At 41.7% G+C, this 16,242-nt stretch carries 15 protein-coding genes; 11 read left to right on the top strand and 4 right to left on the bottom strand.

Features of this window, described 5'->3' with window-relative positions; genetic code table 11:
* Positions 1-98 precede the first annotated feature (98 nt).
* From ACXAEA_RS16625 to ptsP, 5 genes are all read left to right on the top strand, one after another.
* Positions 99-1,043 carry an AAA family ATPase gene (locus ACXAEA_RS16625; RefSeq protein ID WP_475096982.1) on the top strand — a complete coding sequence of 315 codons (945 nt, stop codon included), beginning with the start codon at positions 99-101 and terminating at the stop codon, positions 1,041-1,043.
* A gap of 4 nt (positions 1,044-1,047) precedes the next feature.
* A complete protein-coding gene (locus tag ACXAEA_RS16620) occupies positions 1,048-2,244 on the top strand; it encodes a DUF58 domain-containing protein (protein WP_475096981.1) in 1,197 nt (398 codons plus the stop codon).
* Positions 2,241-3,497: a hypothetical protein gene (locus ACXAEA_RS16615; protein WP_475096980.1), complete on the top strand. Its 1,257-nt coding sequence runs from the start codon at positions 2,241-2,243 to the stop codon at positions 3,495-3,497. Before ACXAEA_RS16620 ends, ACXAEA_RS16615 begins: the two co-directional genes overlap by 4 nt.
* A 314-nt stretch (positions 3,498-3,811) precedes the next feature.
* Positions 3,812-4,078 (top strand): phosphocarrier protein HPr, encoded by a 267-nt coding sequence (locus tag ACXAEA_RS16610; RefSeq protein WP_475096979.1) that lies wholly within the window; start codon positions 3,812-3,814, stop codon positions 4,076-4,078.
* Complete coding sequence (ptsP, locus tag ACXAEA_RS16605) at positions 4,078-5,793, top strand: phosphoenolpyruvate--protein phosphotransferase (protein WP_475096978.1); 1,716 nt, start codon at positions 4,078-4,080, stop codon at positions 5,791-5,793. Before ACXAEA_RS16610 ends, ptsP begins: the two co-directional genes overlap by 1 nt.
* Before the next feature lie 182 nt (positions 5,794-5,975).
* On the opposite strand, the gene ACXAEA_RS16600 is transcribed toward ptsP, so the two are convergent.
* Entirely contained in the window at positions 5,976-6,641 is a 666-nt protein-coding gene (locus ACXAEA_RS16600) for a GNAT family N-acetyltransferase (RefSeq protein WP_475096977.1), read from the bottom strand.
* 208 nt (positions 6,642-6,849) lie between these two features.
* On the opposite strand from ACXAEA_RS16600, the gene ACXAEA_RS16595 reads away from it, so the two are divergent.
* Together ACXAEA_RS16595 and ACXAEA_RS16590 are read left to right on the top strand one after the other, a co-directional pair.
* Positions 6,850-7,749 (top strand): NAD(P)-dependent oxidoreductase, encoded by a 900-nt coding sequence (locus ACXAEA_RS16595; protein ID WP_475098151.1) that lies wholly within the window; start codon positions 6,850-6,852, stop codon positions 7,747-7,749.
* 63 nt (positions 7,750-7,812) lie between these two features.
* Positions 7,813-7,989 (top strand): hypothetical protein, encoded by a 177-nt coding sequence (locus tag ACXAEA_RS16590; RefSeq protein WP_475096976.1) that lies wholly within the window; start codon positions 7,813-7,815, stop codon positions 7,987-7,989.
* Positions 7,990-8,023: 34 nt separating this feature from the next.
* Here the strand turns inward: ACXAEA_RS16590 and ACXAEA_RS16585 are convergent, their stop codons facing one another.
* Entirely contained in the window at positions 8,024-9,169 is a 1,146-nt protein-coding gene (locus ACXAEA_RS16585; RefSeq protein WP_475096975.1) for an aminotransferase A, read from the bottom strand.
* A 142-nt stretch (positions 9,170-9,311) separates the two neighbouring features.
* Between ACXAEA_RS16585 and ACXAEA_RS16580 the strand changes: the two genes are divergently transcribed.
* The 3 genes from ACXAEA_RS16580 (at position 9,312) to ACXAEA_RS16570 (ending at position 12,499) form a co-directional block, all read left to right on the top strand.
* The gene (locus ACXAEA_RS16580) at positions 9,312-9,782 is read left to right on the top strand and encodes a DinB family protein (RefSeq protein WP_475096974.1); all 471 of its coding nucleotides are present in this window, start codon (positions 9,312-9,314) and stop codon (positions 9,780-9,782) included.
* Between the two features lie 143 nt (positions 9,783-9,925).
* A complete protein-coding gene (locus tag ACXAEA_RS16575) occupies positions 9,926-11,449 on the top strand; it encodes a M1 family metallopeptidase (RefSeq protein WP_475096973.1) in 1,524 nt (507 codons plus the stop codon).
* A 147-nt stretch (positions 11,450-11,596) separates the two neighbouring features.
* The gene (locus tag ACXAEA_RS16570) at positions 11,597-12,499 is read left to right on the top strand and encodes a chemotaxis protein (RefSeq protein ID WP_475096972.1); all 903 of its coding nucleotides are present in this window, start codon (positions 11,597-11,599) and stop codon (positions 12,497-12,499) included.
* A gap of 307 nt (positions 12,500-12,806) precedes the next feature.
* Here the strand turns inward: ACXAEA_RS16570 and ACXAEA_RS16565 are convergent, their stop codons facing one another.
* Together ACXAEA_RS16565 and ACXAEA_RS16560 are read right to left on the bottom strand one after the other, a co-directional pair.
* Positions 12,807-13,277 (bottom strand): YkyB family protein, encoded by a 471-nt coding sequence (locus tag ACXAEA_RS16565; protein ID WP_475096971.1) that lies wholly within the window; start codon positions 13,275-13,277, stop codon positions 12,807-12,809.
* A 134-nt stretch (positions 13,278-13,411) separates the two neighbouring features.
* Positions 13,412-13,909 carry a L,D-transpeptidase family protein gene (locus ACXAEA_RS16560; protein ID WP_475096970.1) on the bottom strand — a complete coding sequence of 166 codons (498 nt, stop codon included), beginning with the start codon at positions 13,907-13,909 and terminating at the stop codon, positions 13,412-13,414.
* A gap of 212 nt (positions 13,910-14,121) precedes the next feature.
* Here ACXAEA_RS16560 and ACXAEA_RS16555 point away from each other — a divergent pair, with 212 nt between their 5' ends.
* Positions 14,122-16,239, top strand: a complete 2,118-nt coding sequence (locus ACXAEA_RS16555) for an EAL domain-containing protein (protein ID WP_475096969.1) — start codon at positions 14,122-14,124, stop codon at positions 16,237-16,239.
* Positions 16,240-16,242 lie beyond the last annotated feature (3 nt).

Below are 16,242 nucleotides of genomic sequence, written 5' to 3'. Positions count from 1 at the left end.
ATGGTAAACTTTAAGGTAAGTATTTTTGGAATATATCCTATTTTATGAATATTAATTGAATGTTTTATTAAAGAGAGATTCTTATAGGGGGAAAAAGAATGGAGTGGAAAAGCAAGCTGCAATATTTAAAAGAAGAAATAGCAAAAACTGTTATCGGACGTGACCAGGAGATTGAAATGATGGTTATTTCACTGCTGAATAATGGACATATCCTCATGGAAAGCGTACCCGGTACAGGGAAGACTTTGCTTGCAAAAACTTTTGCAAGTGCGATCAGCGGCAAGTTTTCACGAATTCAATTCACACCAGATGTTTTGCCGAGTGATATAACCGGAATCCAATTTTTCAATCCTAAACTTCAGGAGTTTGAATTAAAGCCCGGTCCGATTGTAACGAACATTCTCCTTGCGGATGAGATTAACCGGGCTACGCCGCGTACTCAGTCCAGTTTGTTAGAAGCGATGGAGGAGCACCAGGTGACGATTGACGGACACACCATTCCGCTGAAATCGCCATTTCTTGTGATTGCGACCCAGAACCCGGTGGAATCACAGCAGGGTACGTTCCAGCTTCCTGTTGCACAAATGGATCGCTTCTTTATTAAACTGTCACTTGATTATCCGGAATGGGATGAAGAAAGAGAAATGATCCGCAAGCATCGTTTCGGTTCATCCAGTAAAGGAATCGAAGCTGTCTTGAATGAAGAGGATGTAGAGGCTTTAAGAAGAGAACTTCAAAATGTTAAGCTCTCTGAAGTAGTTGAGCAATACTTGCTTCAAATATCGAGAGAAACGAGAAACCATTCATCTATTGAATTGGGAGTAAGCCCGCGAGGAACTCTTGCATTGGTCAAGGCTGCTCAGGGAAGGGCACTTATTAAAGGAAGAAGTTATGTAATCCCGAATGATGTCAAAGAAATGGCGCCTTTCGTATTAAGCCACCGTATTTATTTATCTGCTGAGGCCTCATTAACTTCTACACCTGAAAAAGTGGTCAAGGAATTGCTCGAATCCATCCCCCTCCCAGTTGAAGTCGAGGTTTAAGCTAATGCAATGGAAAAAGATAACCCTTGAAGACCGATTTCTTCCCATTTTGGCGTTTCTCAGTATCTTATTGCTAATTGTGAGCTTTTACATAAACTCCTGGATTCTATTTGGTTCAGGGCTTTTTATTCTTTTCATTGCTGGAGCTAATACTTTTTATTTAAAGCATGTTGGGGAAGGGCTGGTATTAGAGAACAATCGGGTACGGCACCGTTTCTTTATCGGCGATCGCGGGGAATGGTCACTGAGTTTTGCGAATGTCGGGCTGCCTATCATGAAAGGCAATCTTACCATCTTTTTTGATAGTGCCGTAATTCCTTCAAACGGGGAATTTCATATCCATCAGCAAAAGATTGATGTCAGCCTTCCATTTTCCATGAGCACTAAAGAAAAAGTCAAATTAAAAATTCCTTTTACTGCTGACAAGCGCGGTCTTTCAAAAATAAGAAAGGTGGAAGTCCATATTCCTCACTTTTTTGGATTCGGCGATACGATCCTTGAATTTTCTGGTGTCTTAAGTATGGAAGCATTAGTATATCCGAAGTCAATTGCAGTCAGGAATATTGATAAGCACAAATCTGTAAGACCTGGCAACAATCCTTTCGTTTTTTCCGTTTTTGAAGATAATATGGGCCCGATTGGAACAAGGGATTATCTTCCGTCTGACAGCTTTAACAGAATCAACTGGAAAGCAAGTGCAAGAAGGATGACCTTGCAGACGAAGGAGTTTGAGAGAATCAATGAAGCGGGAGCCGTTATATTTGTGAATGTATCTGATGGCTTTTCCGTGACAGCGAGTCTTGAATTCCTTATGAGCAGCATTGCGGAAATGGGTTATTTCTTTCACAAAAGCCATATTCCCTTTTCGCTCTGCATGAATATCAGGTCAGCTGGTGCAACTCCATTTACCTACATTCCTTTAGGTTCTGGAAAAGATCAACTACAGAAACTGCTGGATATTTTAGCGATTGCAGATTTTCACTCGCCGACGATCCCGTATGATAAGATGCTTTTCTTTTACAGAAGGCATTTGCCGTCAGCACCTGCCATGATTCACGCTGGCATGCTTACACCTGGAGCGTTCGGATATTTTAGGGAATTCGCGCGAGAGGGAGTGCAGATGTTTAAACTGCAGGAATTGGATGAAGGCGCATACTTGGAGCCGCTGAGGTTGCATGTTAAGGACGTGGTGGTGAAATGAATTCACGTATATTAAATGTGTTTTTTCGTTTTTATATAGAATGGAACTTTGCAACTGCCATCCTGTTGACGCTCCATTTATTATCGTCTCAGCATTTCCCGCTTTTTGCGATAATGGGAATGGCTGGTGCATCATCACTGGTTTTAGCTATTCTCCTTGAAAATTCAGGGAATCTGGGCAAATTAATGTATGTAACCCTGATAATGCCATTACTGATCCTGGCAGGTTTTCTTGCAGGCATTCAGATATTTTATACGATGGTCATGGCGTTATTTATATTTTGGAGGACGCTTCATTTTCATCAGGAAGCTTCAAGTAATTCAGAGAGTATCTGGCTTGTATTGACCTTTCTTGTTGGTGTATTTTTGTCACCGCTCGCATCATATTATGGAGGCGTCTATTTAAAACAGCTCGCGTTTTTGCTTATTTTCCAATTGTTATTTATCCTCGCGGGGCAATTTTTACTGAAATGGCTTGATACAAACATTTCCGCAAAAAGGAAATTCGCCCTCGACTTCAGCAAGTTGCTTGGGTTGAGCCTGGTGCTGGTGACTGTGATTACCTTGGGCAGAAATATCATAAAGGAGATATTCTTTTTCGCGCTTCAGGGTATTGGACTGATTCTTTCCTTTCTGCTTTATCCGTTATTTTCATGGATTGCTTCACCGGCCATGCAGGAAAGAGCCGGTGAATTGTTCGCAAAGCAGGATCGTGTCGAGCCGTATAAATCACCGTTTGAAAATGCGAAACAAGTATTTGATCCAGACTTTTGGGGACCAATCTTATTTGCGGTCATCGGAATCATCATTTTTTATATCATATATAAAAAATCCAGCTTGTTTAAAAGAGAACCTGAGGCAGCTGCAACGCCCAGCGGCTTTGTTACGGCGAGTGAACTTAATGATTCTTTATACAATGGCCGTTTGTATAAAAGACGGCTGGATGTTCCAACTAATCAAATACGGAAAGAAATCTTCCAGCTCGAAAAATTTGCTCATAAGAAGGATTTTGGGAGGTTCAGCCACGAATCCATCGATGAATGGTTTGAAAGATTGGGCATTCATTACGATCGCCGCATTGTCCAGACTTACGAGAATGTCAGATATGGCGAATGTGGTGATGGCTATATAGAGAACTGGTTTAAAGAAGAAATCAAAAATATTAAAAATCAGGTTAACACACTGCAAAAGGAACGGAAGCAAGAGAACAATCAGGGATTGAAGGATAAGCTGAAGAATGCTTTTAAAAAATAAAATATCGTTTGTCACAATTTTGTTAAAATGAAAACGTTTTACTGAAAAAAATGCTCAAAACCTTTCAAAATCAAGCATTTTTCATTGTCTAAGCCTATGCAAAATGCTATTCTTTTGTTTGGGATGCCAGTCAATGTTTCTGCGGAAATGATTGGAAACAATATATGGTGTGAAAGAACAATACAAATGGGTAAAATACAAGTATCATTTTAGCTAGGCCTGAATTTTGACCTTTCGCTGAATTGAGCCATTTAGTTTGGAAGGCATCATGTATGGTCATCTTAATCATTTAATTAAAAGGAGAATGATATAGTATGGTACAAAAACAATTCAAGGTTGTTGCTGAAACAGGAATTCATGCTCGCCCTGCTACAATGCTGGTACAGGCTGCAAGCAAGTTCGATTCAGAAATCCACTTAGAATATAAAGAAAAAAAGGTTAACCTTAAGTCAATCATGGGTGTAATGTCTTTAGGAATCGGCCAGGGAGCAGATATCACGATTTTTGCTGAAGGAAGCGACGAGCAAGATGCGCTTAACACACTAGAAGAAACCCTTAAAAGAGAAGGTTTGGCTGAATAATGGGCTTTCTCCAGGGAATTGCCGCTTCAAATGGCATTGCGATCGCCAAAGCCTATAAGCTGGTAGAACCGGATTTTTCTTTTGAAAAAAAGACCGTAGAGGCTCCAGCTGAGGAAGTTGCTCGTTTCCAATCAGCACTTCAGACAGCAAAGGCAGAGCTTGAAAAAATCCGTGATCATGCCGGAACTGAATTAGGCGCTGACAAAGCAGCGATTTTTGATGCACATCTTCTAGTCTTAAGTGATCCAGAATTAATTTCACCCATCGAAGATAAAATCACAACCGGAAACGTCAATGCTGAACATGCTTTGAAAGAAACGGCTGATATGTTCATTGGCATGTTCGAATCCATGGACAATGAATATATGAAAGAACGTGCAGCAGATATCCGTGACGTAACAAAGCGTGTTTTAGCACATCTTTTGGGAATCCAGATTCCTAACCCAAGCATGATTGCTGAAGAAGTGGTCATAGTGGCAGAGGATTTGACGCCGTCGGATACAGCACAGCTTAACCGTCAATTTGTTAAAGGTTTTACTACGAACATTGGCGGACGTACTTCCCATTCCGCAATCATGGCTCGTTCCATGGAAATCCCTGCGGTAGTGGGCACGAAGGCAGCTACAGAAGAAATCAACAATGGCGACATCGTCGTTGTCGACGGATTGAAGGGCGAAGTGCATTTCAATCCAACTCCTGAAGTGCTTGATGCCTATAAAAAGGTTCAGGAAGATTTCGAGAAACAAAAAGCAGAATGGGCTAAGCTTGTTAACGAAAAAACGGAAACAGCTGATGGCCATCATGTAGAGCTTGCTGCTAATATCGGCACACCTAAGGATTTAAAGGGTGTTGTGGAAAATGGCGGCGAGGGTGTAGGGCTGTACCGTACAGAATTCCTCTATATGGACAGAGACCAGCTTCCTACCGAAGAGGAACAATACACTGCTTACAAAGCAGTTCTTGAAGGCATGGAAGGAAAGCCAGTCGTTGTCCGTACATTGGATATCGGCGGCGATAAGGAGCTTCCATATTTGAATCTGCCTAAAGAAATGAACCCTTTCCTTGGCTTCCGTGCAATCCGCCTCTGCCTTGAGGAACAGGACATTTTCCGCACACAGCTTCGTGCACTTTTACGTGCGAGCGTACATGGCAATTTGAAGGTCATGTTCCCGATGATCGCTACTCTGAACGAATTCAGGGAAGCGAAAGCAATGCTTGAAGAAGAAAAAGCGAAGCTGGTCAACGAAGGAATTCAGGTTGCTGATCACATCGAGCTTGGCATCATGGTTGAAATTCCTTCAACTGCAGTTCTGGCAGACCAGTTTGCAAAGGAAGTTGACTTCTTCAGTATTGGAACAAACGACTTGATTCAATACACAATGGCTGCAGACAGGATGAACCAGCAGGTTTCATACCTTTACCAGCCATACAATCCGTCCATTCTGCGTCTTGTAAAAATGGTAATCGATGCTGCCCATAAAGAAGGCAAGTGGGCTGGCATGTGCGGAGAAATGGCAGGGGACGAAACAGCGATTCCAATCTTGCTTGGCCTGGGCCTTGACGAGTTCTCAATGAGCGCTTCCTCTATTCTAAAGGCACGTTCTTTGATCAGGAACTTGAGCAAAGCCGAAATGGAAAAACTCGCTTCAACCGTGCTGAACATGAGCACAACAGAAGAAGTAGTCGAAGCAGTAAACAAAGCAGTTTCTTTGTAACAAAATTGTAATATAAAAAATGTTTTACCCTATATATGGCGGGTATATATGAGTAAGCACTTTGGTTAGACTGAAAGTAAGCTAATCATTCTCATTTTCCCCCAGATTTGGCCGGCTGATTATCAGCCGGCATTTTTTTTGCCCGCGAATTAAGAGAAAATGCTGCCACACTTGGCAAATTTTTAACGTCTGAATGGATTCTTCCATTCCATTAACATTCCATAATCCAGCGATTCCTCGTCTTCAAGGTATTTTGCTACTGGTCTTACCGGCGTACGGCCGCAGCGAAGCAAAAATGAAACGACTGGATCCTTCAATTCTCCTTTGAGTACCTTCTCTGCATATTGTTCAATAGACAGGTCAGCCGAGTACCGGTGGTATCCTGGCATCCTTCCGCCCCCCAAAAGCCTTTTCAGCCCTAACTGAACAACAGTCTCATACATGGACTGCATCATCCATTTTCCAAGGCCGAGTTTTCGGTAAGCGGGGCTGATACAGATATCGACAATATAAAGCGTATTGCCATTCGGATCATGATTCCGAATATAGCCATTATCTGTGATCTCGGTCCAGGAATGGTCTTCATCCCCATCTTCTATCTTCACAGTCAAGCCCGTAATAGAGCCGGCAATCCTTCCTTCGATTTCTACACAGAGTGCGCCTTCAGGGAACAATGCAATATGGTTCATCAGTTGTTCTGTATTCCACCAAAGTTCCTCAGGAAACGGCGGTGGGAATGCTTCTTGCTGTACACGGATCAATTGGTCAAAATCATCCTTGCCATAATTCCTGATGATTGCTTTTACTGGATTGGAATTCTCAAAAACATATAATTCTTTATAATACATTTGCGCACCTCGAATTTTTATCCTATAACCAAAGTATAAAAAGAATAGTCCTTAAAGGCAATTTAAGTGATAAATTCCAAGACCAGGTTTAAAGCTTCAGCAGACGGGGTAAAACATAGTGCGCATAAAATTGTAGATCGTTCTGGGAGGCCGAAGTTTATTTCTTCGGCCTTTTTTCATATACAGTGTTAAAATAAATCTAAAATATATATGGAAAGAAGGAGTACATATGCTTTCAAAAGAAGATACCGTAATCGGCTTTATCGGTACTGGTGTTATGGGGAAAAGTATGGCAGGCCATCTGCTCGATGCAGGCTATCAGCTGACGGTTTACACAAGAACAAAGGAAAAGGCTTCACAATTAATTGAGAAAGGGGCTGTCTGGTCAGATTCTCCTCGACAGATTGCCCAGAAGGCAGACGTTATTTTTACGATCGTTGGTTATCCTTCAGACGTGGAGGAAGTGTATCTTGGTGAAGAGGGTCTCGTTGCCAATGCCAAGAAGGGAAGTTACTTGATTGATATGACCACCTCAACTCCCTCCCTTGCCAAAAGGATTTATGAACAGGCAATAGAGAAAGGCATTCATGCAATTGATGCCCCGGTTTCTGGCGGAGATGTCGGAGCCCAGGAAGCAAGGCTGGCAATCATGGTCGGCGGAGATGATGATGCTTTTCTGCAAGTGGAACCGCTGCTGAATATTCTTGGCACAAATATTGTCCATCAAGGGGGTGCCGGAGCTGGCCAGCATACGAAAATGTGCAACCAGATTGCGATTGCCTCAAACATGATTGGAGTATGCGAGGCGGTCATCTATGCTGAAAAAGCTGGTCTTGATCCGGAAACTGTCTTAAAGAGTATTTCTACAGGTGCAGCAGGAAGCTGGTCACTGTCCAACCTCGCACCGCGCATGATCGATGACAATTTCGAGCCTGGATTCTATATCAAACATTTTATAAAGGATATGAAAATTGCCCTGGATGAAGCCAGGCGGATGGATATGGAAGTGCCAGGGCTTTCGATGGCACTGTCATTGTATGAACAGCTTGCTGAAAAAGGAGAAGAAAACAGCGGTACACAGGCATTGTATAAGTACTGGAAACAATGATAAAACTTTCTAGTCATAGCCTCCTCTCCAGGTAAAATACTAAAACAAAAGGAGGGGATTTCTATGGCAAAAAGAACAAAAAAGAATGATCCACAGCAAAAGAATAAAAAAGGGTTCGATTCTGCAGTGATCGATTCTGAATTTTCCCATGAAATTGGAAGTGCAGCAACAAACAAAATTCACAAGGACAAAGCTAAGAAAGAAAAAGCTCCTAAAAATAACGGAAAATATAAAGAGTAACAAAAAGCCGTTCCTGATGGAACGGCTCTTCAAATCAGCTATTTAAATATTTTTCCAAACGGTCCATGCCCTCTTTTAATGTCTCCATTGAATAAGCATACGAGAGTCTGAAATATCCTTCTCCATATGATGAGAACGCACTGCCAGGAACAACTGCAAGCTTCACCTTGTTGACCAGGTCCATGCAAAAATCAAATGATGACAGATCGGAATGAGGAATTTTTATAAAAAAGTAAAAAGCGCCTTCAGGTTTGATGACTTCAAGATTCATTGCAGTAAGCCTGTTATATACATAATCCCTTCTGGTCCCGTACTCCTGCTTCATCGGGATCGCGTCGTCGATTCCTGCAGTCAATGCTTGCAATGCAGCCATTTGGGCAATCGAAGTGGCACAGGTCACATTATATTGATGCACTTTCAAAATATGCCTTGTAAGAAAATCAGGTGCGAAAAGCATCCCAATCCGCCAGCCTGTCATTGAGTGCGATTTGGATAGGCCATTGATGACAATTGTTTTTTCTTTCATAAATTGTGCGATTGAAACATGTTTTTGTTCGTAAACCAGTTCACTATAAATTTCGTCAGCAAGCACAAAGATATCCTTGTCCTTGAGCAACTGGGCAATCTCCTGAAGCTCGGTCTCATTCAGGCTGACCCCGGTCGGATTCGATGGGTATGGCAGGACAATGCATCTTGTTCTTTCGGTAATAAGGCTCTCAATCAGTTCGGCAGTCATCCGGAATTCAGTGTTCCTGATATCTGCATAGATTGGAGTGGCGCCGCATAGCTTGATGATTGGCTCGTATCCTGGATAAACAGGTCCGGGAAGGATGACTTCACAGCCTTCATCCAGGATGGACCTGAAGGTGATATCGATCGCCTCACTTGCACCTACTGTGATGATTGTTTCATTCTCAGCTGAATAATTTACATTGTATTTTGTTCGGTAAAAGTTTGCCGCAGCCTGTCTCAGCTGAATTAAACCCGCATTATGTGTGTATGTAGTGATGTTGTCCTCGATCGCTTTCCTGCCAGCTTCTTTTACATGTTCCGGGGTTGGAAAGTCTGGCTGCCCAATAGTCAGGGATACCATGTCCTGCACATCAGCAACCAGATTAAAGAACTTCCTGATCCCCGAGATTTCTATATTTTTTACCCTTTGGTTGATTAAATGCTCCACGTCTTTCATCCCTCCGATTGAATATCATTATTTTACCATGCTCAAGCAAAAAGGTGTAAAAATCGTCTGTTTTAAAAAAGAAGGTTATTTTCATGAAAAGGTGAATATTTATTTATGATAGTAAAGAAAAGGGGAGAGTCAATTGAATCTGGAACAAATGAAACAGCATTATACTGAGTTTGATGTATGGGTAAATTCTTTGAGGGATGTTACAGATGCCGAGTGGCAAATGCCTTTAGGTGAAGGTAAATGGTCGGTGGGAGCAGTTGTGACTCATCTGTTATTCTGGGATAAATACTCACTTGAAGAAAGATTCCCATTCTTCAAGGAAGGTGCAGAATTGCCTTCATACCCGGATTTCCAGGGTGTCAATGATCGTGCTCGTGAATATGCAGAAAAGACCGCACCTAAAGAGCAGATCCTGGATGAACTGTTGACAGTACGAAAAGAGTACCATAAAATGCTGGAACACATGGACAGTGAGAAGCTGGCTGTATCTTTTAAAATCTCCAATCACCAGCTGACAATAGGGGAGTATTTTGAAGATTTCATTCAGCATGACATCCATCATCAAAAGCAAGTCGATCAAGCATTGGGTAAGACACTGGTTTAATATTTTTAACTTAGCAAACCGAGTTTTCGGTTTGTTTTTTTTTATAGCTGAAAATCATTAGTGACAAAAGAGGGTGAATAATAGGAATATTTTGGATGTCTGGAGAATTAATAGATATACACAGATAAATAAGGGGGAAAAAAATGAAAAAGATTATGATGATTTTAATAGCAATCACTCTAATTTCAGCCTGCAGTAACAATGCAAATACTGTACAGGAAAAGCAAGAACAGAAAGATCATTCTAAAAAAGAACAAATAATCAAAGAAGCACCTGTTGAAGAGGAAAAGCAAAATGGAATACCGGAATATCCGAAGGCTGCCCAGAGAAAAATCGAGGGGGGAAAACCTGGTGAGCCTATTACTGATTTTAAGCCAGCCCCTATACAAAATGAAAATAAAGCAAGCTACAATCTTGATTTAACAATGGATTCTGATGAAAAATTCACAGTGACTGCTGAAGTGAAAGTTGAAAATACATCTAAAGATGTGTGGAATGAAATCGTGTTTTATTTTATACCAAACGCATTCACCGAAGAAAATAAGCCCGAATCATTGGATGATGCTGCAGAAGTATCTATTAGCAGAATTGAACTTGACGGGGAGAAAGCAGATTATCTGTTAAGCCATGATACACTGTATCTTCCTCTTGAACAGGGCTTTAAACCAGGGGACGAAAAGTCAGTGAAGGTGAGTTATGCATTTAAGGCACCCGAGTTTGGATACCGTTTATCAAATAATTTTAACAATATCTATTTGGCTGAGTGGTACCCGATGCTTGCAACCTATCATTCTGGTTGGAGAAAAGAAGATTACATCATGTCAGGAGAATCTTATTTTACTGATTATAGCGATTTTAAAGTGAAATATAGTCTGCCAGAAGAATATTTGGTCCTGAGTACAGCAGATAATGACTCTGCAGTTCCTTCCAAAAGTGGCGAACTTGAAAGTCAAAATGTCAAAGAGTTTTACATGGCCTTAACCAAAAATATGGAGGTGGTTCAACAGACTTCTGGTGACGTTGAAGTGAGGGTGGCAGGAGTGGCTCCAACCGACAGCCTTAAACAGGTTTTAGACACCTCCGTTAAAGCGTTAAACTACTTTTCCGCCAAACTATCTCAATACCCGCATAAACAGATTGATATCATAGCGGACGAAGGGGGAATGGAATACCCTGGTATTGTGACAATCGGCCAATTGAATGGGGAACTGAAAAATGAAGGAAGGGTTTCACAATACCATGCTCTTATCCATGAAATAGCGCACCAATGGTTTTATGGAATGGTTAATAATGACCCTTACTATGACGTGTTTATCGATGAAGGCTTAACGAATTTTGCCACCTACTTATTTATGATTGGACATGATCAAAAGACTCCTGAAGAGACTTTCACATTCGCAAAACAACATGCTGCCCAAACAACTGCACTTGCTCATCTGCCTTTGCACGAATACCTAAATGGGGGCTTTATGGGTGCGAATTATGAAACTCCTTCAGTGAAGCTTTGGGAGCTCACAGGTGGAGAAAAAGAGGCATTCGACTATTTGAATAAATATGTTGAACTTTATTCTTATCAACAGGTTGATACAGCCGAATGGATTCGTTTTACTAAATCCTATTTCAAGATGAATGATGATCAATTCTTTCAGGAGTGGATCTCCTACTGAGTTTTTGTAAACGGGCTTTCATTCGAGAGCCCGTTTGATTTTTTAAGTTGCTATATATTCTGTCGCTTTTTTCCAGCTAAACAGTTCATTTTCATTCACCGATAATAGGTATATGGTACTTATTTTATATAGAGAAGGAAGAGCGAAATGAAGGAAAGCAGTATTTTATTAGAGTCCGGCACGAATGAGCTGGAAATCGTCGAGTTCGGAATCGGAACAAATCAATTTGCAATAAATGTGATGAAAGTAAAAGAGATTTTGATACCTGTTCCAGTAGTGGCCATTCCGCATGCCCACCCTTACGTGGAGGGAATCATGGAGTTGAGGGGAGAGGTGCTTCCAGTCATTGATGTTGCTGCAGCTCTTGGCTTGCCACCTTCCGCCAGCCCGGAACAGGACAAGTTCATTGTTGCTGAATTCAATCAGCAGAAGACTGTTTTTCATGTACATACAGTTTCACAGATCCATCGCATTTCATGGACTCAGATTGAGAAGCCCTCGGAGATGTACCAGGGACAGGAAAGCCAGGTTATAGGAGTAATCAAACTTGGAGGGGAAATGATCCTTTTCCTTGACTTTGAAAAAATCCTTCTTGAAATCAATCCTGATTCTGGTATCAAGATGAGCGATGTCAAAAAACTTGGGCCAAGGGAGAGATCTATGAAAAGGATCGTGGTTGCAGAGGATTCACCGATGTTGAGGAAAATGCTGCATGATACATTGAATGAAGCGGGTTTCCAATACATTGAATTCTTTGAGAATGGGCAGGATGCGGTCTCGTATCTCGAACATCTTGCAAAGGATGAAACGAGTTTCGTAGATACCGTTCAGCTCGTGATCACGGATATTGAAATGCCGCAGATGGATGGCCATCATTTGACCAGGAGAATAAAGGAACATCCGATTCTGGCGAAACTGCCGGTTATCATCTTCTCCTCGTTGATAACGAATGAACTGCGCCATAAGGGAAATATGGTAGGTGCGGATGCCCAAATCAGCAAACCTGAAATCAGTGAATTAGTCCTGAAAATCGACGAATTGATTTTATAAGATTTTTTAATGATAGACTTAAAATAACGCTCTGTTATTACCCAATGTTGATTTCTATTACCTGTTGATTGTAGTGGAAGGCGCGAAGACTCCTCGAAAATGCTACCGCATTTCCTTCGTGCGTGGGTAAATTCAGGAAGCCAAATCAATGTCCTGCGGGATGAGTAAGTCATGGGAGACCCCGCAGGCGCCTCAAGCGCCGAGGAGGCTCCCAGACTGCCCGCGGAAAGCGAAGCGCCTGGAACGAAAATCAACAGCCCAATTTAACAGAATCTAAAAAAAGAAAGCTGGGGATCCAGCTTTCTCCTTAAGGGTATCGTTCACCGAGTTTCTTGAACACAGGTTTTGTGTATTTTTTTGTGTTCCCAGTTCCTAATGGCTCACGAGCTTCTTTAAGTCCTGTATAGGCAGACAATAATCTTTTCGCAGTGTTCAAAGAAATGGAAGACTTAGGGTTCCTCACTGATTGATCCAGTTTACCTAAATGGGGGAGTTGTTCAAAATCTTGTTTCGTCGGCGGTATATGGAAGGTATACTCTCCGCAAACAACTAGTACGTCTGACTGCTGTTGACTGTTTCTTGGATTATTGGAAAAATGCAATCCAGTTTTCTTAGCCTTTCCTTCCTCAAGCATTTTTTTTATTCCATCATGTTTTAACTGATATAAAAATTTTGGGTTTGGAGCAGTTTTTGCATGACGGTTCACAGTGAAGATCGCTTGTGAGAGGTTCTCGATCGTTGGACGGAGTTGGGGGATATTGTTCCTTTCATTACTCAATGGCAATAGGCTCCTTTCTTTTAAAAGCATAAGTCTATTATACCCTTAATTTGTTCAATTGAGAAACAGAAGCCTATTGACAATGTTTTTATAAAGTAAAGAAGTATAAAGTCCACTTCAAGAAATGTCCATTCTTATCGGGTTATCGTTACCCTCGTTCCATTTGGGACTTGTCTTGCAAGCTCCAGTACATCTTTATTATGCATCCTGATGCAGCCCTTTGAGACTTCTTTTCCAATTGAAGCGGGATTGTTGGTGCCATGGATTCCATATCCCAATTTTGATAGTGATAGCCACATGGCACCAAATGGTCCCCCAGGATTTGGTTCTCTGTTGACAACAACAAATTCCCCTACCGGTGTCTGGGTCAGCATCTTTCCGATGGCGACTGGATATGATTTTATCAACTGGCCGGCTCGAAACAATGTGAGCCTTTTGCCGCCTAATGACACTGAGATAGAGTAGGGAATCGAATAGGGATCTGGAAGACCTGGAATGGTAATTTTTTGGCCTGGAAAGATAAGTGCAGGATTCACTATTCCAGGATTTGCTGCAAGGATTTGCTGAAGCGGCCTGCGATAGTTCGCAGCGATCAGTGCCAGTGTTTCTCCTCTTTTTACGATGTGCTGCATGGAATCTCCTCCTTATCTCCAGCTTATGCAGAATCAGGAATTAGAGTTTCTCCTATTACAGACAGGTAGCAAAATGTCGTTTTTTAGCGAATGATTGAAAATTATAAAAATTATTATCGTCTTTCATTATTTTTAAAGGTAAAATAGGAATATGAAACTATGAAGAAATCACGGACCAGGTACTTTAGTACTTATTGAATGAGGATGGTAAGATGAATCAGACTAAGCAATCCAGATTAGCATATAGAAGGAGCATGCCTGCTTCCAGGAAAATCGAACAGATGATTTCGGATATCATTTTCAAGCATGTCAAGGACCTGGTTTTTATTATGAAAGTTGAAACTGGTTTCCAGCTTCGTTACTTGTTTGCCAATGAAAACGGCCTGTTGCATGCTGGAATGAATCCTATGGATATGGGCAAGACAATGGAAGAGGTGCTGCCGGCCTACAGGGCTAATCCATTGTATAAGCACTATCTCAAGACGGTAAAAACCGGAAAAGAAGTCGTCTTCTATGATGAGGTTAATCTGGAAAACGACCAGCGGGTCTTGGGTGAAACACTGCTTTCTCCAATAATGGATCAAGATGGTGTTGTTCAGTATGTCGTTGCCGTTACCCGTGACATTACAGAGAATAATAAGGAAAAGAACAGGCTAATCGAGAGTGAGCAGCGTTTTCGCTCCCTGATTGACCATAACCTTGACGCGGTTTTTTCAATCGATTTGAAAGGTAAAATTCTCGATGTGAATCCGGCAGCACAATTGCTTACAGGCTATACAATCAAACAATTGAAGTCGAAAAAGATTACCGGTCTAATACGGGAGACTGATTTACCTTCCTTTCATGATATCCTGAAAGAGACAAAGGCTGGAAACGCCATGGAATCGCTTGACTGCCGTTTCATCCATCGAAAAGGGCAGAACTTGACGGTCCATCTCAAAACGATTCCGATTGTCATCCATTCCGAAATAAAAGGCATGTACATCATCATTCGCGACCTGTCCGAGCAGGCAAAAACCACCGAACTAATAAAGTATATGGCGTTTCATGACCAGTTGACAGGGTTGCGTAACAGACGCGCACTCCTTGAGCATCTTGATGATCTTGTAAAAATGAACCAAAGGAAAAGCGATGAATTCGCGCTTCTATTTATTGATATCGATCGTTTCAAATATTTGAACGATACGCTTGGACATCTGGTTGGGGACCAGATTTTGAAGCAAGTAGCCGAAAGATTATCTGATATACAGAAGGACAAGTGTACTGTATACCGTCAGGGAGGCGATGAGTTCATCATCGTCCTCGAAAATACCGGGAGGCAGGGGGCCGGAGAGTTTGCCCAGAAGGTGCTGTCCAGGTTCAATGAATCTTTTTATTTCAATTCACAAGAATACTATATCACCCCAAGCATTGGCATCAGCCTTTTCCCAAACGATGGGAAAGATGCGGAAACTTTGATTAAGAACGCCGATGAGGCTTTGTATAGTGTAAAGGAAAAAGGAAAGGCACATTATCAGTTTTACCGATCAGATATGAATTCCACAGGGCATAATATTATCACCCTCGAGGCTCATTTGCGTAAGGCGATCGAGCGAAGTGAGCTTGAGCTTTACTATCAGCCGCAAGTAAATTTGTTCACGAGGGAGATCACAAGCTTTGAAGCATTGCTGCGTTGGAATAACAAAGAGTTAGGTTTCATATCGCCAGCAGAATTCATTCCTCTTGCCGAAGATACAGGTTTGATTATTCCAATCGGAAACTGGGTTATTGACAGCGCCTGCAGACAAATCAAGGAATGGACTGAGAAGACTGGAAAGCCAATCAGGATTGCAGTCAATATTTCTCCTAAACAATTCCTGCAGATTGATTTAGTCAGGACGATAAGGAATGCGATTGATCAATACGGAATTAATCCGTCTCAACTGGAAATTGAAATTACAGAAGGTGCCATGCAGGATACAAAGGAGACGATTCCGATCCTGAAAAGGCTGAAAGAGCTGGGAATCACGATTTCGGTAGATGATTTTGGGACAGGTTACTCATCATTGAGTTATTTGAAACAGTTCCCGATTGATGTTTTAAAAATAGACCAGAGTTTTATAAGGGATATCAAATACAACGGTAAAGATGCGGCGATTATTACAACCATCATCCATTTGGGAAAAAGCCTTGGTATGGAAGTGATTGCCGAAGGCGTCGAAGAACAGAGCCAGGTTGATTTCCTGGCAGATGCAGATTGTGAAAAGGCACAAGGTTTCTTTTTCGCAAAGCCTTTAACTTCCTATGAAGCTGAGCAGAAATTCATTTTAAACCAAAAAACAAGCAGGTGAGTG

It is taken from the genome of Mesobacillus sp. ABV4_180, assembly GCF_056158485.1.
The sequence above is the reverse complement of the archived record's forward strand: the minus strand, read 5'-3'. Positions and strand labels throughout refer to the sequence as shown.